At 38.9% G+C, this 18,765-nt stretch carries 14 protein-coding genes, 2 tRNA genes and 3 rRNA genes; 17 read left to right on the top strand and 2 right to left on the bottom strand.

Going from position 1 to position 18,765, the window contains the following annotated elements:
• The 6 genes from DPV95_RS08865 to mazG form a co-directional block, all read left to right on the top strand.
• Window positions 1-238: ribosomal RNA gene (locus tag DPV95_RS08865) — 23S ribosomal RNA — on the top strand; the annotation flags it as partial.
• Window positions 239-389: 151 nt separating this feature from the next.
• A 5S ribosomal RNA gene (gene rrf, locus DPV95_RS08860) occupies window positions 390-505 on the top strand.
• Between the two features lie 50 nt (window positions 506-555).
• Window positions 556-671, top strand: a 5S ribosomal RNA gene (gene rrf / locus DPV95_RS08855).
• Window positions 672-685: 14 nt separating this feature from the next.
• Window positions 686-762 (top strand) — tRNA-Asp (locus DPV95_RS08850).
• A 15-nt stretch (window positions 763-777) separates the two neighbouring features.
• Window positions 778-853 (top strand) — tRNA-Trp (locus tag DPV95_RS08845).
• A 99-nt stretch (window positions 854-952) separates the two neighbouring features.
• Window positions 953-1,741, top strand: a complete 789-nt coding sequence (mazG, locus tag DPV95_RS08840; protein WP_005697446.1) for a nucleoside triphosphate pyrophosphohydrolase — start codon at window positions 953-955, stop codon at window positions 1,739-1,741.
• A gap of 34 nt (window positions 1,742-1,775) precedes the next feature.
• Here mazG and DPV95_RS08835 read toward each other — a convergent pair whose 3' ends face one another.
• Window positions 1,776-2,570 (bottom strand): sulfite exporter TauE/SafE family protein, encoded by a 795-nt coding sequence (locus tag DPV95_RS08835; protein ID WP_005697368.1) that lies wholly within the window; start codon window positions 2,568-2,570, stop codon window positions 1,776-1,778.
• A 213-nt stretch (window positions 2,571-2,783) separates the two neighbouring features.
• On the opposite strand from DPV95_RS08835, the gene DPV95_RS08830 reads away from it, so the two are divergent.
• The 8 genes from DPV95_RS08830 (at window position 2,784) to DPV95_RS08795 (ending at window position 11,475) form a co-directional block, all read left to right on the top strand.
• A complete protein-coding gene (locus tag DPV95_RS08830) occupies window positions 2,784-4,496 on the top strand; it encodes a solute:sodium symporter family transporter (protein WP_005697383.1) in 1,713 nt (570 codons plus the stop codon).
• 56 nt (window positions 4,497-4,552) lie between these two features.
• The gene (locus DPV95_RS08825; RefSeq protein WP_005697443.1) at window positions 4,553-5,998 is read left to right on the top strand and encodes a sulfatase family protein; all 1,446 of its coding nucleotides are present in this window, start codon (window positions 4,553-4,555) and stop codon (window positions 5,996-5,998) included.
• 37 nt (window positions 5,999-6,035) lie between these two features.
• On the top strand, window positions 6,036-6,623 hold the full coding sequence (locus DPV95_RS08820) for a Crp/Fnr family transcriptional regulator (protein WP_005697379.1): 588 nt from the start codon (window positions 6,036-6,038) through the stop codon (window positions 6,621-6,623).
• A 21-nt stretch (window positions 6,624-6,644) separates the two neighbouring features.
• Window positions 6,645-7,790, top strand: a complete 1,146-nt coding sequence (locus tag DPV95_RS08815) for an anaerobic sulfatase maturase (RefSeq protein WP_005697444.1) — start codon at window positions 6,645-6,647, stop codon at window positions 7,788-7,790.
• 37 nt (window positions 7,791-7,827) lie between these two features.
• Window positions 7,828-8,157, top strand: a complete 330-nt coding sequence (locus DPV95_RS08810) for a DMT family transporter (RefSeq protein WP_005694801.1) — start codon at window positions 7,828-7,830, stop codon at window positions 8,155-8,157.
• Window positions 8,158-8,289: 132 nt separating this feature from the next.
• Window positions 8,290-9,954, top strand: a complete 1,665-nt coding sequence (locus DPV95_RS08805; protein WP_005697430.1) for a bifunctional metallophosphatase/5'-nucleotidase — start codon at window positions 8,290-8,292, stop codon at window positions 9,952-9,954.
• A gap of 162 nt (window positions 9,955-10,116) precedes the next feature.
• A complete protein-coding gene (rpe, locus tag DPV95_RS08800; protein ID WP_049367611.1) occupies window positions 10,117-10,788 on the top strand; it encodes a ribulose-phosphate 3-epimerase in 672 nt (223 codons plus the stop codon).
• A 12-nt stretch (window positions 10,789-10,800) separates the two neighbouring features.
• A complete protein-coding gene (locus DPV95_RS08795; RefSeq protein ID WP_005697409.1) occupies window positions 10,801-11,475 on the top strand; it encodes a phosphoglycolate phosphatase in 675 nt (224 codons plus the stop codon).
• Between the two features lie 46 nt (window positions 11,476-11,521).
• On the opposite strand, the gene DPV95_RS08790 is transcribed toward DPV95_RS08795, so the two are convergent.
• Window positions 11,522-12,319 (bottom strand): class I SAM-dependent methyltransferase, encoded by a 798-nt coding sequence (locus tag DPV95_RS08790; RefSeq protein WP_049367609.1) that lies wholly within the window; start codon window positions 12,317-12,319, stop codon window positions 11,522-11,524.
• Between the two features lie 176 nt (window positions 12,320-12,495).
• Here DPV95_RS08790 and purL point away from each other — a divergent pair, with 176 nt between their 5' ends.
• The 3 genes from purL (at window position 12,496) to DPV95_RS08775 (ending at window position 18,611) form a co-directional block, all read left to right on the top strand.
• Window positions 12,496-16,389 (top strand): phosphoribosylformylglycinamidine synthase, encoded by a 3,894-nt coding sequence (purL, locus tag DPV95_RS08785; RefSeq protein WP_111406967.1) that lies wholly within the window; start codon window positions 12,496-12,498, stop codon window positions 16,387-16,389.
• 203 nt (window positions 16,390-16,592) lie between these two features.
• On the top strand, window positions 16,593-17,222 hold the full coding sequence (locus DPV95_RS08780) for a YkgB family protein (RefSeq protein ID WP_111406966.1): 630 nt from the start codon (window positions 16,593-16,595) through the stop codon (window positions 17,220-17,222).
• 225 nt (window positions 17,223-17,447) lie between these two features.
• On the top strand, window positions 17,448-18,611 hold the full coding sequence (locus tag DPV95_RS08775; protein WP_111406965.1) for a hypothetical protein: 1,164 nt from the start codon (window positions 17,448-17,450) through the stop codon (window positions 18,609-18,611).
• Window positions 18,612-18,765: the final 154 nt, after the last annotated feature.

Raw genomic sequence — 18,765 nt, 5'->3', positions numbered from 1 at the left:
GGACCGGAGTGGACGCACCACTGGTGTTCCGGTTGTGTCGCCAGACGCATTGCCGGGTAGCTAAGTGCGGAAGAGATAAGTGCTGAAAGCATCTAAGCACGAAACTTGCCAAGAGATGAGTTCTCCCTGTCTTTAAGACAGTAAGGGTTGTTTAAGACTAAGACGTAGATAGGCATGGTGTGTAAGCGGTGCGAGCCGTTGAGCTAACATGTACTAATTGCCCGAGAGGCTTAACTATACAACGCTCAAGGGTTTTGGGTGTTGAGAAGACGAAACAAACTCAGAGACGAAAGAGAAGAAGAAAGTTTTGAAGGTTATCAGCTTGTTTGGTTGTGAGCGCTAGAGATAGTGTGAGAGCAGAAAGAGAGAAAAGTTATTAAAGGAATAATCCTGGCGGCGATAGAGCGGTGGTCCCACCTGACCCCATACCGAACTCAGAAGTGAAACGCCGATGCGCCGATGGTAGTGTGGGGCTTCCCCATGTGAGAGTAGGACACCGCCAGGTACTTTTTATTTCGTTAGTTTATTTTAAGAGTAAATTAACAAAATAAAAATTTTGGCAGCAACAGTGCAATGGTCCCACCTGAATCCATATCGAACTCAGAAGTGAAACATTGTTACGCCGATGGTAGTGTGGGGTTTCCCCATGTGAGAGTAGGTCACTGCCAATTATACCTTATTTAGCGGAGTGGTAGTTCAGCTGGTTAGAATACCTGCCTGTCACGCAGGGGGTCGCGGGTTCGAGTCCCGTCCATTCCGCCAATTCTTAATACCAATAGGGGCGTAGTTCAATTGGTAGAGCACCGGTCTCCAAAACCGGGTGTTGGGAGTTCGAGCCTCTCCGCCCCTGCCATTATTCCATATCAATTTATCTTTAATTTTTTATAAGAATATTGTCTATTTTGTTATTCGTTTTATACTAATTGCATTTTAGTGTTTCAGAGATATTCTTATGCGTTATTCTATTCAAGATTTTATTCAATTAATTGCACAATTACGTAATCCTAATGGCGGTTGTCCTTGGGACCTTAAACAAAATTATGACTCCATGATTCCTTGTTTAACTGAAGAAACTTATGAAGTCATTGATGCTATCCAAAAGAAAGATATTGCTAATTTAAAAGAAGAGCTTGGTGATCTTTTATTACAGGTGGTGTTTTTCAGTCAGCTTGCTTCAGAGGATGGTTATTTCACATTCGATGATGTCCTTAATGATGTTTCTGAAAAGATTGTACGTCGTCATCCTCATGTATTTGGTGATGCAACAGCAGGAAATGAAGAAGAAGCGTTAGCCCGTTGGAACAGTATCAAAGCACAAGAAAAATCAGCTCAAAAACAACAGTCTATTTTAGATAATGTTCCGAATGCTTTTCCTGCGTTGTTAAGAGCACAGAAAATGCAAAAACAGTGCTCAAAGATTGGGTTTGATTGGAATGAACTTGAGCCTGTATTTGCTAAAGTTGAAGAAGAATTGAAGGAAGTACGAGATGAGGTCAACCAAACACCTCGCAATCAAGAAAGAATAGAAGAGGAAATTGGGGATTTATTTTTTGCGACAGCCAATTTATCTCGTCACCTTAAATGTAACGCAGAAGAGGCTTTACGTAAGGCGAATAATAAATTTGAACAACGTTTTCGCAAAGTTGAAGGAAAGGCCTTAGAACGAGGCGTATCACTTAAAGATCTTTCTTTAATCGAAATGGATATTCTGTGGGATGAAGTGAAAAAAGAAGAAAAATAACCAAAATGGCAGAGGGCGTTTTCCTCTGCCATTTTTATTTTATGGAATGGATAAGTAACATATAAGCGCTGATTACTAATAAAATAATGCCTAATAGTTTTTTGACTAAGTGCGGTGATAATTTACCTCGGATTTTCATTGAAAAAAATCCGGTTACAAAAGCACTTAGCACAACAATAATCACAATCGAAAAATTGACATAACCGATTTGCCAACCAAAGCGATAAGTTGAGTTTTTTGAAAGATAGCCATAAAGGCTACCTAGCCCCCCAATAAACATCATCGCATTGGTATAAGGTGCAATTTGATGGGCTTTAACGGATTTTAATTGTCCAATTAAAGGTGCCATAATTGAGCCACCTCCAATGCCAGTCATGCCAGCAATAAATCCACCTATAGTTGAAAGACCTATCCCTTTAATCGTTTCATCCGCTGTAGATTGCTGAATTATTGCGGTTTCTTTACTAAAAATAGTACGAATTGCTAATAGGGAAAGTGTGATAACAAACACACTGATGATGGCAATATCGGGTACATAAAAACTGGATTCGAATCCTAGCTGCACACCAATAATCATACCCACAGACCAAATGAACATCGCTTTGTAATTAATCGATACTTTTTGTTTGTAAAAATAAATCAAGTTAATAAAGGATGATCCCATAACAATCGTCAATGATGTTGCGGCAATCATTTGTAAAGGAAACTGTGGGAATAAAGTGTAGAGAATAGGTACCATCAATACGCCGCCACCAATGCCAAAAATAGCGGACATTATATTTGTCATTACACCACATAAAATTAAAATAAAAATTAACTGTAAACTCATTTCAAACTCCTTTTTTGTGGGAGTACGGCATTATTATTCTTTTGGATAAATAAATAATTTATGATCTTGCTCATAATTATCTATAAAAACAGACTTTATTTTAATTTTGTGATCCCTCTCACACAATCAGTATGACAATTATCATATGCTCTTTATACACCTAGCAGTAGTCTATAAATGGAATTTAATAATGGCTTCTACAAGGAGGAGCGTATGCTATTAACGGTTTCGAGTTTCCTCATCGTAACGGCTTTAGTGGCCTATGTTTCATGGCTACGGACTAAAAACGATGATTTAACCACCTCGAAAGGTTATTTCTTAGCGGGACGAGGATTAAGCGGTATTGTGATTGGTTGCTCAATGGTTTTAACTTCACTTTCTACTGAGCAATTGATTGGCGTAAATGCCGTTTCTTATCAAAACAACTTTTCTATTATTGCGTGGACAGTGCCAACGGTGATTCCGCTTTGTTTCTTGGCGCTTTATATGTTACCGAAATATTTGCGTAACGGTTATACCACCATTCCAGAATTCTTTGAAAATCGTTTTGACCGACAAACTCGTTTGATTATGTCAGGGTTATTCTTAGTCTTCTATCTTTTAATCGTTATTCCGACCGCACTTTATACCGGAGCGATTGCATTTAATAAAATCTTCAATCTAGAAACTATTTTCGGATTAAGTTATGCGCAAGCAATTGTCTATACTGTAATTGCTATCGGTGTAGTGGGTGCGATTTATGCGATTTTTGGTGGGTTAAAAGCGGTAGCCGTTTCTGATACCATCAATGCCGTGATCTTAGTGATTGGTGCGTTGCTTGTACCTGTATTTGCATTGCTTTATTTAGGTAATGGCAGCATTTCAGAAGGCTTGAATATTATCACTACCACCCACGTTGAAAAATGGAACGCCATTGGTAGCTCAACAGATTCTACTCCTTGGCCGACAATTTTTACCGGTATTATGGTTGTTCACTTCTTCTATTGGACAACGAACCAAGCCATCGTACAACGTTGTTTAGGGGCGAAGGATTTAGCATCAGGTCAAAAAGGGATTTTAATTGCAGCGCTTTTCCTACTCACATTACCGATTATTCTTAATTTACCGGGTTTATTGAGTTTCCATATTTTAGGTGAAGGCTTAAATCCAATTGATACCTCTTATCCATTATTGGTCAATAAAGTGATGCCGACTGCATTACAAGGCTTTTTTATTGCCGCACTTTTCGGTGCAATTTTAAGTACCTTTAACTCATTCTTAAACTCTGCAGCGACCATTTATTGTAAAGACTTATTACCATCTATCAGTAAAAAACAACGTACCGATCAAGAGTTGATCGTCTATGCGAAAAAAGTCTCAACCATTATGGCGATTGTGACCATGATTATTGGCCCACTTTTGATGTTCGGTACAGATGGTATTTTCTTAATCACTAAACGCTTTGCTGGTTTTGTGAATATTCCAATCGTGGCGTTATTTGCTGTGGGTTTATTTAATAAAACTGTTTCTGGCTTGGCTGCACGTATTGCTTTACTTGTACACGTAGTACTTTATTTCAGTATTGTTTGGGTGTTCAATGTGAAAATCAATTTCGTGTATGTGATGGGCGGATTATTCGTATTTGATGTTGTTTTCATGTTGATTCTAGGTCAATTCTTAAAACGTGAACCTTATGTGGAAAATACCATCAATAAAGGCGATGTAGACTTGACCAATTGGAAATACATTAAAGTAACATCTGTTTCATTAATTCTTGGTTTAATTGCGCTTTATGCATTCTTATCACCAATTGGTATTGCTTCTCCAGATGGTAATCCAATGTTAGTGTTGGAAGTGTATGCGGTATTACAACTCATCGTATTGATTGTCTTTAGACCAAAAAATGAAAAAACAGAACATCAATTACATCTTTCTAACCAACATTAAGCAGTCGGGCGTACATCACGTACGCCCTTAAACCTTAAAATAGATAAGGATTGTGTATGAACATTATCTATATTTTACTCGACCAAGTGCGTAAAGATATGCTGGGGGCTTATGGTCACCAGATCGTTAAAACCCCGAATATTGACCGTCTAGCTAAAGATGGGGTGCGTTTTAATAACGCATTTACGCCTGCTTCAGTTTGTGGACCCGCACGGACTTCACTTTTTACCGGTTTAATGCCGTCCACTCATGGCATCATTCGTAATGGTGAAAAAGGCGGTACAGGTGAAGTGAGCGAAGCCGCCCCAAATATTGGTAAACTAGACGGCTATAACACCTATGTTGTGGGGAAATGGCACGTGGGTACAAAATCCGTACCGGAAGATTATGGCATTAAAGGGCATAACTTTGATGGCTATGGTTATCCGGGCAGTGGCGTGTATAAAAATTTAGTGTTCAACCAACCGCCGACACATTCCAATCGTTATAAAGAATGGTTAGATGAAAAAGGCTATGAAATTCCAGAAGTGAGTCGTGCTTATTTCGGGGATAACCCTCATTTACGCGTGCAAGAGCTTTGCGGTTTGCTTTCAGGCACAAAAGAACAAACCATCCCGTATTTCATCATTGATGAAGCGAAAAGCTATATTAGTGAATCACTTGCTGAAAATAAACCGTTCTTTACATGGATTAATTTCTGGGGACCGCATACGCCTTGTATCGTGCCAGAACCTTATTATTCTATGTATCGAAAAGAAGATGTGGTGCTAGATGAAAGCTTCTTCAAGCCACTAGAAGGCAAACCAGGACACTATCGTACCATCTCTAAAATGTGGGGAATGTGGGAAGCGAGTGAAGATCATTGGAAAGAGGTTATCACAAAATTCTGGGGCTACATTACTTTGATTGATGATGCGATTGGTGAGCTGTTTACTTTCTTAGAAAACAACGGCATTTATGACCGCACTTTTATTGTGGCAACCGCTGACCATGGGGATGCGATGGGTGCTCATCGAATGATTGAGAAAGGAGAGTTCATGTTTGATACCACCTACAATATTCCGATGATTATCAAAGATCCAAATTCAAACCGCGTTAATCAACAAGATGATAACCTCGTCTATTTACATGATTTAACTTCAACCGTTTATGATCTGGCTAATCAGCCGATTCCCCAAGCCTTTGAAGGGGAAAGTATTTTACCAATCGTTCGTCAACATCAAGATAATCAACGCAAAGGGATATTGGCACAGTTAGCGGGGCATTTCGTTTACTTTGAACAACGCATGTGGCACCGTAAAGACTATAAATTAGTATTTAATGCTTCGGATATTTGTGAGCTTTATGATGTGAAAAACGATCCGGCTGAAATGCATAATTTGTTCTACAAGCCAGAATATGAAGCGGTCAAAAAAGAGATGCTAGAAGAAATGCGTCAAGAAATGAAGCGCTTAAATGATCCATTAGAAAATTGGGTATATCGGATTATAAACGAAGTGTAAAACTAATAGAAAATTGACCGCACTTTTAAGGACGATTATGGAAAATTGCTCAATCAAGCCTACTGAATTGTCACATTGTCAGTTTACTGAGCTGCATCATTTGCCAAAAGGTTCCTTCTTGTATCAGCAAGGTGAGTCTGCACATGAATTTTATTATGTGCAAGCAGGCTTGGTTGGCTTATTTCATACCCTTGAAAATGGCAAGGAAAGCTTAGTGCGATTATATTCCAAGGGCGATTATTTTGGTTTTCGAACTTTGTTTTCGATGGCGGATAAACATTATCATTGCAATGCAAAAGTCTTAATTGATGCGGAGATTACTCGCATCAAACCTAATGTAGTGAGCGAATTTTTCACGCACAATACAGTAATGAGCCAATGTTTATTACAGATCTTGGCAGATGAATTACGCGAAGCAGAGGAACGTTTGGCAAAAAGTGCCTATTTGCGTACTTTAGATCGCGTGATGGATAGTTTGTATTTTCTCAAACAACATTTTCCTGATTATAATTGGACATATCGCGAAATTGCAGAATATGCCGGCTGTGAAACCGAAACAGCCATTCGCATTGCAAAAGAACTCAAACAAAATGGCGCATTAGACCGAATATCAGGTCATAAATAATGTTGTAACAAAGGATGGTTGATGTCTGTTTTTCCACCACAAGCTCATTTTCACTTAATGGCAAAACCAAGCAGTTTTCACTGTAACATTCAGTGTGAATATTGCTTTTATTTGGAAAAATCAGAACAGTTTGGGCAACATGCGCCTTTTATGTCGAAAGACACCTTAAAACATTATGTCAAAAACTATATCCAATCTCATGCTGGTAATGTGGTTGAATTTGCTTGGCAAGGGGGGGAGCCGGCTCTCTTAGGCTTAGATTTTTATAAACAAGCCGTTGAATATCAGCAGGAATTTGCCCAAGGCAAACAGATCACAAACGCCTTTCAAACCAATGGCATTGCTCTTAATCAGCAATGGGCTGCATTTTTCAAACAACATCATTTTCTCATTGGGCTTTCTATTGACGGTTTAAGTGCTGTGCATAATCGTTATCGTATTTCGGGTAACGGTAATCCCACTTTTGAAAAAGTCGTAAAAGCGTTAAATCTGCTACAAGAATATGGCGTGGAATTTAATACCTTAACCGTCATTAACGATCAAAACTGGCAAAAAGGAAGAGAAACCTATTTAGCACTCAAACAGCTTGGTTCGACTTATATGCAGTTTATTCCTATCGTTGAACGTCATGTCCAAATACAATCAGTAACCGATTTCTCGGTACCATCAGAAGGCTACGGGCAATTTCTCGTGGATGTCTTTCATGAATGGTATGCTCATGATGTGGGAAAAGTTTATGTGTCGCAGTTTGATAATTTACTAGGACAATGGCTCGGTTATCCTTCTACAACTTGTGTTCATCAACCCACTTGCGGTCAATCTCTTGTGGCAGAAGCCAATGGTGATGTGTATGCTTGTGACCATTTTGTGTATCCCGAATACAAGATGGGGAATTTAACTCAGCAACCTTTAACGGAGATTGTGCTTTCCAGTAAACAGCAACAATTCGGTTTAGAAAAATCACAAAAATTGACCGCACTTTGCCGTCATTGTGAGTTTCGTAAACTCTGTTATGGTGGCTGCCCGAAACATCGTTTTGTTTCTCTCGAAAATGAACCCAATCCACATAATTATTTATGTGCCTCTTACCGTTATTTCTTTGAACAAACGGCACTCTATATGCAAGCCATGGCTCGTCAAATTCGGTTACATCCATCCGCCGCTTAAGGTAGAATGGTGTTTTCTACTTTACGTTTTGATTGATATGAATCCTTGGATATTACTCGCTATTTCTATTTGTCTTGAAATTGTGGCAACAAATTTATTAAAAGTCAGTGATGGCTTTACCAAACTTTTACCCACCGTTGGTTCATTAGCGCTATATGCCATTTCGTTTTATTTTGTCTCCATTGTTTTCCGAACGCTTTCTGTGGGCTTGGTTTACGCCATTTGGTCGGGCGTTGGCATTGTTTTGACGGCCATTGTGGCGTATTTCGCTTTTGGTCAGAAAATCGATACCGCTGGGCTGATTGGTATGGCATTGATTATCAGCGGTGTTTTAGTGATTAACTTGTTTTCTCAAACAGGGCATTAATCCTCCAAATGAAATGTGGTCAAGCTCACAAATTTTATTTTTCTTCAAAATAAAATTATGTTGGTAATCAATTCATCGCTATAATTCTCCAGCATTTTTAACCGCACTTTGTGCAACTTTAAAGGAAATTCTATGAAAAAATTACTTTGCTCATTATTTGCGCTTTCTGCTGTGAGTACAGCAATGGCACAAGAAGTAAATATTAAAATATTGGGTACCTCTGATATTCATGGTCGCGTTGTACCTTGGAGCTATGGCGCAGACGTAGAAGACAAATCTGGTTCTTATGCGCAAATCGCAACTTATGTGAAAGATGTGCGTAAAAACAACAAAAACGTGGTGTTAGTGGATGTGGGCGATGCGATCCAAGATAACCAAGTTGATGTGTTCGCAAAAGATAAAAAATATTACAAAGATCACCCAATTCCAAAAGTATTAAACGAAATGAAATACGATGTTTTCGTACTTGGTAACCACGAGTTTAACTTTGGGATGAAAGCATTAGATGAAATCTTAAAAGACATCAAAGCGAAAAAATTAACGGCAAATTTCTATTATAAGAAAAACGATAAACGTTATATTGATGCAACAACCATCATCGAAAAAGATGGCGTGAAGCTAGGGATTATCGGTTTAAGTACCCCAATGTCAGCAAAATTTGAAGAAGACACGGGCAACTTAAAAGACATGAAATTTACTTCACCAACGGAAGAAGCACGTACACAAGTTGAGAAGTTAAAAGCGAAAGGTGTCGATGCAATTATTGTGATCGCTCACATGGGTATCGACAATGAAAACAAGATTCCAGACACAGGTATGCGTGATGTCATCAATGCAGTAGACGGCATTGATGTGGTAATCGCAGGCCACATGCACAAAGATGTACCAAGTGAAACTATTAAAAATACACTAATCACTGAACCACACCGTTACGGTACCGTGGTATCTGAAGTGGATCTCACTTTTGATATCAACGATAAAAAAGAAGTGAAATTGGTGAAGAAAGAATCCAAAACTGTTCCAGTTAAAGAACTTGAAGCGGATAAGAAAATTGCGGAAATCTACAAACCTTATCACGAGAAATTACGTGAATTAAACAACGTGGTGATTGGCCAAACCGAAAACGAAATGGTGCCACAAGAGACCAAACACGGTGTGTCTGCTGCATTCTCAAAAGATACTGGATTGTCTTCATTCATTAATGATGTTGAACAACATTACAGTGGTGCAGATGTGGTAACTTTCTCTTTCGACCACCAAAAAGCACGTATGAATAAAGGTGATATCAAGAAAAAAGACATCATCTTTAACTATCGTTATGCAGGTGGTGATGTCACCGTTTATGAACTGACCGGTAAACAATTGAAAGAATATATGGAATGGTCTGCGAACTACTTCGATACCATCCAACCAGGTGACACCGAATATCGTTACAATGCGGAACGTAAAAAATCAAAATATGTGACTTACGACATTTTCGGTGGCGTAAATTACAAAATTGACTTACGTAATCCACAAGGTAGCAAAATCGTTGATTTAACCCTTGCTGACGGCAAACCGGTAACTGATGACATGAAATTAAAAGTGGGTATGAACTCATATCGTTTCGCTCAGTTAAACGGTAAAGGTGGTATTTGGGAAGGCCAACAAATTCCTGTACTTTGGGAATCTAAAGTGGCAATGGGCCGTGAAAAAGGCACGATCCAAAATATGATGATCGATTACATCACCAACGTGAAGAAAGGTAAAATCGATGGTCAATCTCACAACCGTTGGGAAATCATTGGATTAAACTAATCGATCCTTTTAAAATACAATAAAAACCAACCGCACTTTGAGACAATTGAATCAAGTGCGGTTATTTTTTCTTTGTTTTCAGCTAAAACTTGTAAATAATCAAGGTAAAATTGAGCTCAACGTAGTAAACTACAACCACTTTTATCCTTTAGGAGATGACAAATGAAACCTTATTTAATCGCCCCTTCTATCCTTTCTGCAGATCTTGCTCGTCTTGGTGATGATGTGCAAAACGTATTGAATGCCGGTGCGGATGTAATTCATTTTGATGTAATGGATAATCACTATGTGCCGAATTTAACCTTTGGCCCCGCCGTGTGTAAAGCTTTGCGTGATTATGGCATTAAAGCACCTATTGATGTGCATTTAATGGTGAAACCGGTCGATCGTATCATTCCTGATTTTGCCAAAGCCGGTGCGGATTATATTACATTTCATCCTGAAGCCAGTGAACATATTGACCGCTCTTTACAGCTCATTCGTGATCACGGTTGTAAATCAGGTTTAGTGTTTAATCCAGCGACGCCATTAAGTTATTTGGATTATGTATTAGATAAAGTGGATGTGATCTTGTTAATGTCCGTGAATCCAGGATTTGGTGGGCAATCCTTCTTACCTTCCACATTGAAAAAATTACAACAAGCACGTCGTCTGATTGATGAAAGCGGTTTAGATATCCGTTTAGAAGTTGATGGTGGGGTAAAAGTGGATAATATTGCAGAAATCGCCGTAGCCGGTGCAGATATGTTCGTGGCAGGCTCAGCGATTTTTGGCAAACTAGATTATAAACAAATCATTGATCAAATGCGTGAGCAGTTAGCTTCAGTTAAATAGATGGTAGAGAGAATGAAGACTCAATTTAAAGTTATCGGTTTTGATTTAGATGGTACGCTTGTGAATAGCTTGCCGGATTTAGCGTTATCTGTGAATTCTGCTTTAGCAGACTTTGATTTACCCCAAGCACCAGAAGAGTTAGTGTTAACTTGGATTGGTAATGGGGCGCCTGTATTGATTGCTCGCGCTTTAGAATGGGCAAAAGTACAAACAGGTAAAGACTTTTCAGATGCAGAAATGGAGCAAGTGAAAGAGCGTTTTAATGTGTATTACGCGGAGAATCTTTGCAATGTGAGTCGTTTATATCCAAATGTGAAAGAAACATTGGAAACTTTGAAAGCTCGTGGTTATACCTTAGCCGTGGTAACGAACAAACCAACTCGCCATGTTCAGCCAGTATTGGCGGCATTTGGCATCGATCATTTATTCAGTGAAATGCTTGGTGGGCAATCATTACCCGCGATTAAACCACATCCAGGCCCATTGTATTATTTATGTGGTAAATTTGGCGTAGAACCTCGTCAAGTGTTGTTTGTAGGTGACTCTCGAAATGATATTCTCGCAGCACATTCAGCAGGTTGTCCTGCTGTGGGTTTAACTTACGGATACAACTACAACATTCCAATTGCTGAATCAAACCCAGATTGGGTGTTTGATGACTTTGCGAAGTTATTAGAGATTCTTTAATCTATCTAAAAGCGTAAAATGCGGTCAAAAATGACCGCTTTTTTTCTTAAACCTCCCACCAAATTAACGCCCATTTACGTTGTCCGTGTTTTATTGGGTCGTTATTAGTTTGTTTTTGTTGATAGAATTGAGCCAAATCTTGTTTTTCTTTTTCAGTGAGATTACCGAGAGAAAACTCCACAGAATTTAATAAATCCTCAAAGGTGTCGCCTTGGAAATGGCCTGATTCAGTTTCAATAAAACTCACATTCGCGTGAATGCCTTTTTGGTAAAGGCGATTAACTAAATAAATATAAGTTGGAAAGCCCACATCATCACGACCAATGGCTTCAAATACGCCTTCATCGAGAAAATGGCGTTGTGTCACCGAGGTTAAAAAGACCCGTTTTTTCGCCTTACTTTGCAGTTTTTCAATCATGTCATCCAAATCATCCACAAGTGTCGAGCGAGAGGCGAGTATTACATCTGCTTGAGGTACATCATCCCAGTTATCCGACCATGATTTATGTAGAAGCGTAATATTATTCAGTTGATACTTTTCTTTATATTGCTGAACCATCTCTAACATGCCTTGGCTGTAATCGAGGGCATACACAGCTTGGCATTGTTGGGCTAAAGGAATCACAGAGGTGCCGGGGCCACAGCCGATATCTAACACGGTTTCATTGGGTTGCACATTCATGGCTTTAAGTAAGATCTCGTTATAACGGCTTGGTTTGCCCACTAAATTTTCGGCCATTTTAGGGGCTTTTTTATCCCATTTTGTTGGTGGAAGATTATAGTGATTACAGGCTTTCAGATGTTGTTGATAGAGATCGTTGAAATTGATGTCATTGATGATCATAGTAGCGCCCCAAAGTGCGGTTAGTTTTCGGATTGTTTTGAAATAGCTTGATGATTATATGCTTTCTCCCACTGAAAATCATTTGAAAATGATTGACGCAAACGTTTTCGTTTTGGCGTGTTTTCCTTTATAATAGCCCGCGATTTTCATCTCAAACACAACTCAAAGGTACCCGTATGTTTCAAACTTTTCGTGGCTCCCCCGCCCTTTCTGAATTCCGTATTCAAGGTCTAATGCAAAAATTCCAACAAAATCAATTACCGGTAAAATCGGTTTACGCGGAATACTTGCATTTTGTGGAATTAAATCGACCGCTTGTTAGCGAGCAGGAAGCAAAACTAAAAGCATTGTTACATTACGGCCCAACCTTGGCAGAACACGATGCTAAAGGTGAAACCTTTATCGTGATTCCTCGCGTTGGCACGATTTCTTCTTGGTCTTCTAAAGCGACGGATATCGCGCATAATTGCGGTTTAAATGAAGTAGAGCGCATTGAGCGTGGTTTGGCGTATTATTTTGAGTTAAGCCAACCGCTTGATGAAAAAACAACAGAAAAATTGACCGCACTTTTACATGACCGAATGATGGAAACCGTGGTGCGCAATCCGCAAGATGCAGAGATTTTATTCCGTCATCAAGATCCGAAACCGTTTAAAACCGTGGATATTTTGAAAGGCGGACGTGAAGCCTTAGTGACAGCCAATGTAGAATTAGGCTTGGCACTGGCAGAAGATGAAATTGATTATTTGGTGGAAAACTTTACCCAATTAGGGCGCAATCCACACGATATTGAACTTTATATGTTCGCGCAAGCCAACTCTGAGCACTGCCGCCATAAAATCTTTAATGCGGATTGGATTATTGACGGCAAAAAACAGGATAAATCCCTGTTTAAGATGATTAAAAATACCTTTGAGAAAACCCCTGATTTCGTGCTTTCAGCCTATAAAGATAATGCTGCGGTGATGGAAGGCTCAAAAGTCGGCCGTTTCTTTGCGGATCAAGATGGACAATATCGCTATCACAATGAAGATGCGCATATCTTAATGAAAGTGGAAACCCATAACCACCCAACCGCGATTTCGCCATTCCCTGGTGCTGCAACAGGTTCGGGCGGTGAGATTCGTGATGAAGGCGCAACGGGTCGTGGTGCAAAACCTAAAGCGGGTTTAACCGGTTTCTCCGTATCAAACCTCGTGATTCCTAACTTTGAACAACCTTGGGAAAATCCACTTTCTAAACCAAACCGTATTGCTTCAGCCTTAGATATTATGATTGAAGGCCCATTAGGTGGCGCAGCATTTAACAATGAATTTGGTCGTCCTGCGTTATTGGGTTATTTCCGTACCTATGAAGAGAAAGTCAACAGCTTCAACGGTGAAGAAGTGCGAGGTTATCATAAACCGATTATGTTAGCCGGCGGTATTGGTAATATTCGCGGCGAACACGTTCAAAAAGGTGAAATTCCAGTCGGTGCGAAATTGATCGTATTAGGCGGCCCAGCCATGAACATCGGCTTAGGCGGTGGGGCAGCGTCTTCGATGGACAGCGGGAAATCAAAAGAAGATTTAGATTTTGCCTCTGTTCAACGTGAAAACCCAGAAATGGAACGCCGTTGCCAAGAGGTGATTGATCGCTGCTGGCAATTAGGTGATGAAAACCCAATTCTCTTTATCCACGATGTGGGTGCGGGTGGTTTATCCAATGCAATGCCTGAATTAGTTCATGATGGCGAACGTGGCGGTAAATTTGACTTACGTTCCATCCTTTGTGATGAAAAAGGGATGTCGCCATTAGAAATTTGGTGTAACGAATCGCAAGAACGTTATGTATTAGCGGTTGCACCAGAAAAACTCGAATTATTTACCGCACTTTGTGAGCGTGAGCGTGCGCCGTTTGCGGTCATTGGTGAGGCAACGGAAGAGAAACATTTAACCTTGCACGATAGTCATTTTGATAATAATCCAATTGATTTGCCAATGAATGTGTTATTGGGCAAAACCCCGAAAATGACGCGCGAGGTTTCGTCAAAAACTGTCGAAAATCAACCGCTTGCAACAGAAAATATTCAATTAAAAGAAGCTTTTCATCGTGTATTACGTTTACCGGTGGTGGCAGAAAAAACGTTCTTAATCACCATTGGCGACCGTTCGGTAACAGGTATGGTAGCGCGTGATCAAATGGTAGGCCCATGGCAAATTCCGGTGTCTGATGTGGCCGTCACAACCGCTTCATTAGACAGCTATCACGGTGAAGCCATGGCAATGGGCGAGCGTGCACCTGTGGCATTATTAGACTTTGGTGCTTCTGCACGTTTATCGGTGGCTGAATCCATTACCAACATTGCGGGCACCAACATTGGCAATATTAAACGCATCAAACTGTCTGCAAACTGGATGTCTGCAGCAGGTCATGGTGGTGAAGACGCTGGCTTATATGAAGCGGTAAAAGCAGTGGGTGAAGAACTTTGCCCTGCATTAGGAATCACCATTCCAGTGGGTAAAGACTCCATGTCGATGAAAACCACCTGGGAAGAAAATGGCGAGAAAAAATCAGTAACAGCTCCGCTTTCTTTAGTGATTTCATCTTTTGCTCGCGTGGAAGATGTCCGCAAAACCGTGACACCTCAATTACGCACAGATAAAGGCGCAAGCCGTTTATTATTGATTGATTTAGGCGAAAGAAAAAATCGCCTAGGTGCGACCGCACTTGCGCAAGTGTATAAGCAATTAGGTGACAAACCGGCTGATGTGGTAAACGTAGCTAAACTGAAAAACTTCTTTGATGCAATGCAAGCACTAGTAGCAGAGCGCAAATTATTGGCTTACCACGACCGTTCAGACGGTGGTTTAATTACCACGCTTGCAGAAATGGCGTTTGCGGGTAACTGCGGTGTGGATGTGGATATTTCTGCATTAGGCGACAATGATTTAGCCGTGTTATTCAATGAAGAATTAGGCGCAGTGATCCAAGTATCAGAAAGTGAATTAAGCACCGTGCGTGAGGTATTAAAAGCCCATGACTTGCTTGGTTTAACTTATGAACTCGGTTCTGTAAGCTTAGAAGATCGTTTTGAAATCACACGCGGTAGCAAAAAATTATTAAGCGAAAAACGCTCTGAATTACGCAGTATTTGGGCAGAACTCACTCACCAAATGCAACGCTTACGTGATAACCCAGAATGTGCTGACCAAGAATTTGAAGCGAAAAAAGCAATAGACAACAAAGGTTTATCTGCTCACTTAACTTATGATGTGAATGAAGATATTGCTGCGCCTTACATCAGCAAAGGCGTGAAACCAAAAGTAGCGGTATTGCGTGAACAAGGCGTAAACAGCCATGTTGAAATGGCGGCGGCTTTTGACCGTGCAGGCTTTGCGGCGATTGATGTTCACATGAGTGATTTAATGGCAGGCCGTTACAACTTAAACGACTTCAACGCGATGGTGGCCTGTGGTGGCTTCTCTTACGGTGACGTATTAGGTGCAGGCGGCGGCTGGGCGAAATCTATTTTATTTAACCCACAATTACGCGATCAATTCAGCCAATTCTTCGCCAATGAAAACACCCTTTCATTAGGCGTATGTAACGGCTGTCAATTTATCTCCACCCTTGCGGAAATTATCCCTGGTGCAGAAAATTGGCCACGTTTTGTGCGTAATAAGTCAGAGCGTTTTGAAGCCCGTGCCGCGATGGTGAAAATCAACGACACCAACTCATTGTGGTTTAAAGGGATGGCGGGGTCACATATGCCGATTGCGGTTTCTCACGGTGAAGGTCGCGTAGAATTCAAAACACCTGAGAATTTGACCGCACTTCAAACCCAAAACTTGATTGTGGCGCAATATATCGACAGCCATTTAAATGTGACTGAAACCTATCCTGCTAACCCAAATGGTTCAGCATTAGGGATTACCGCAATTTCTAACGTGGACGGTCGTATTGCCGCGATGATGCCACACCCAGAACGTGTATTCCGTGCCGTGAGCAACTCATGGTATCCAGAAGATTGGTCTGAAGATGGCGCATGGATGAGAATTTTTAGAAATGCGAGAGTGAATTTCAAATAATGTGAAATCGATCACGGAAAATTAATTAAAAATAAGAGATACTAAGAAATTGGTATCTCTTTTTTTATTGCATAAATCTGATCAATAAAAAAACACCAACAATATTAGTGAGTAATATTGTTAATGATTTATATAAATATTTTATATAAAAATTCTTGGGCATTATGCCTGTAATATCAATTGAACTATATGAGGAGTTCTACATGAGTGCATTAGTTACATTGCTAGCTAATATTGTTGCGCCATTGCAACGTCAATTTATTAACTTTATCCGCATTGCGATTTGTGTTGTGATGGTTTGGATTGGAGGTTTAAAAGTTTGCCAATATGAGGCAGATGGTATTGCACACTTTGTGTCAAATAGTCCTTTCTTAAGTTTCCTTTACAAAAACGGTGCAAATGAAGTGACAAATGATAAGGGTGTTTTAGTAAAAGAATATACCTTATATAAAAACCCTGAAGGCAAAATGGTCGCAAAAAATATCGAATGGCATAAAGCCAACGGCACCTATACCGCTTCTTATATTATTGGCGCAATCATTGTGACAATTGGTATTTTAGTATTAGCAGGCATTTGGTCACCAACACTAGGGCTATTTGGAGGCTTACTCACGTTTGGTATGTCGATAGTCACGCTGTCCTTCCTGATATTTACGCCAGAAACCTGGGTGCCGAATTTAGGTGGGGACTTCCCAACACCTAATTATGGCTTCCCATATCTCTCAGGTGCTGGCCGACTCGTGATTAAAGATATTATTATGATGGCAGGTGGCTTAGTTGCTGCAGCAGAGTGTGCGAAACGCTATTTAAATAATAAAAAACAATTTGCGTAATAGCTAGATTTTAAAAGGCTTGCTGGGATAAACGGCAAGCTTTTTTACTAAGATATAAAAAACTTAGTAGTAAATAAGCAGTGATAATATTTATATACTGATAGTTATATCGTCATGATGAAGGATATACAGAACTCACGCACCTAAAAATTTGATTACAACCTCCTCTGCTAATCAGAATGGCTTGGAACTGGTTGTCGCTATAATTGCTAATAAATTAATATCATGTCTAATAATTGTAAATCTAACACTAAAAAAGAAGATGTATTAAAACTTATTTTTGGAAATTTGTCTAGCCTGGCTATTATTCTATCTATTCTAGGCTTTATATTTATTTGGATGTATTTGAGAACTATAGATAAATTGTATATTTTTTCGCAAGCAAGTTTTTCTTCTCATGGGGTATTATCTATTCCATTTTTTTTTGTAATGTTATTTACTGCTTTGAATTTGCCATCTTTAATTATTAAGGTATTATTATCAGATAAATCTGATAAATCTGATTTTGCAAATTTTTTAAGATCTAAAAAATTTTTGTACATCACAGCTCATCCTATTATAATATCGTCTTTTTTATCTTTTATGCTTTTATATTCTAACGTTCTGGATAATGTGCTTTATGGTTATATTTTGTTTGCAGTTTCCTTTGTTTTAATTAGGTTGTTGATTTATTCATCAGAAATAAGTGAATTATTTTCAAAAAAATTTAGTTTTATAGTTTTATATTTTTTTTGTTATTTTATATCTTCTTCATTCTTTATTATTCCAACATATATATTTATTGAAATGTCAAACAATAGCACTTCTGTATTTTTTTGGTTGGTCATTTTATATTTAATATTTTTAATTGCTGGGAATTTAATTTTTTTTAATCTAGATATTGATATAGTTAAATATTTATGGGGTTCTTTTTTATTTTATGTTGCATTATTTATCTGTCTATCTATGATAGGAGATGAATTCAAATTACAAAGAATGATATTAAAGCCTATTGGTGTTGCACAAAGCCCATCAGAAAGCGGAGGATATCTTTTGAAAAATGGAGATTTTCTAGAGTTAATAGAACGTAATAAATTCGAAAAATATGTGAATACTATTAATAAAAGAACTTATACTTATATTCATGGATATCTTATTCTGAATGTAGGGAATGTGAGAGTTATCTGCCCGCATGATTTTGAAAAGGAAGATAATCAGAAGTTGAATGATCAAAAATTAGATTTCTCTAGATGTTTGAGTTTTACATCTGAAGATATTAAATTTATGAAAAGAGGTTTTCCTAAGAACTATAAAAAAGCTGATCTCAGTAAAAAAGCCAATGATAGTAAAAAAGCCAATGATAGTAAAAAAGTTAATAATAGCAAAAAGACTGAAAATAATAAAAAATAATGACCATAAAATTTTATAGTAGTTGATTTTTTCAGAGGATTTAAACTTAGTATCAGAGAATAGTAATTTTATAAGATGGAAGACGTTTCTATTTTAGAATATTTATAATATAAATGTTAAAAAAGCGGTCAAAAATCACAACGAATTTTGACCG

The sequence above is a fragment of the Haemophilus parainfluenzae genome, assembly GCF_003252755.1.
In the GTDB taxonomy this organism is placed as follows: domain Bacteria; phylum Pseudomonadota; class Gammaproteobacteria; order Enterobacterales; family Pasteurellaceae; genus Haemophilus_D; species Haemophilus_D parainfluenzae_N.
This window is presented reverse-complemented; position numbering and strand designations above follow the sequence as displayed.

Coding starts and splice junctions, on each gene's coding strand:
- DPV95_RS08795 (WP_005697409.1), top strand. CDS start 10,801: ATGAAGACTCAATTTAAAGTTATCGGTTTTGATTTAGATGGTACGCTT.
- DPV95_RS08835 (WP_005697368.1), bottom strand. CDS start 2,570: ATGAGTTTACAGTTAATTTTTATTTTAATTTTATGTGGTGTAATGACA.
- rpe (WP_049367611.1), top strand. CDS start 10,117: ATGAAACCTTATTTAATCGCCCCTTCTATCCTTTCTGCAGATCTTGCT.
- DPV95_RS08825 (WP_005697443.1), top strand. CDS start 4,553: ATGAACATTATCTATATTTTACTCGACCAAGTGCGTAAAGATATGCTG.
- DPV95_RS08790 (WP_049367609.1), bottom strand. CDS start 12,319: ATGATCATCAATGACATCAATTTCAACGATCTCTATCAACAACATCTG.
- DPV95_RS08815 (WP_005697444.1), top strand. CDS start 6,645: ATGTCTGTTTTTCCACCACAAGCTCATTTTCACTTAATGGCAAAACCA.
- purL (WP_111406967.1), top strand. CDS start 12,496: ATGTTTCAAACTTTTCGTGGCTCCCCCGCCCTTTCTGAATTCCGTATT.
- DPV95_RS08820 (WP_005697379.1), top strand. CDS start 6,036: ATGGAAAATTGCTCAATCAAGCCTACTGAATTGTCACATTGTCAGTTT.
- mazG (WP_005697446.1), top strand. CDS start 953: ATGCGTTATTCTATTCAAGATTTTATTCAATTAATTGCACAATTACGT.
- DPV95_RS08810 (WP_005694801.1), top strand. CDS start 7,828: ATGAATCCTTGGATATTACTCGCTATTTCTATTTGTCTTGAAATTGTG.
- DPV95_RS08805 (WP_005697430.1), top strand. CDS start 8,290: ATGAAAAAATTACTTTGCTCATTATTTGCGCTTTCTGCTGTGAGTACA.
- DPV95_RS08775 (WP_111406965.1), top strand. CDS start 17,448: ATGTCTAATAATTGTAAATCTAACACTAAAAAAGAAGATGTATTAAAA.
- DPV95_RS08780 (WP_111406966.1), top strand. CDS start 16,593: ATGAGTGCATTAGTTACATTGCTAGCTAATATTGTTGCGCCATTGCAA.
- DPV95_RS08830 (WP_005697383.1), top strand. CDS start 2,784: ATGCTATTAACGGTTTCGAGTTTCCTCATCGTAACGGCTTTAGTGGCC.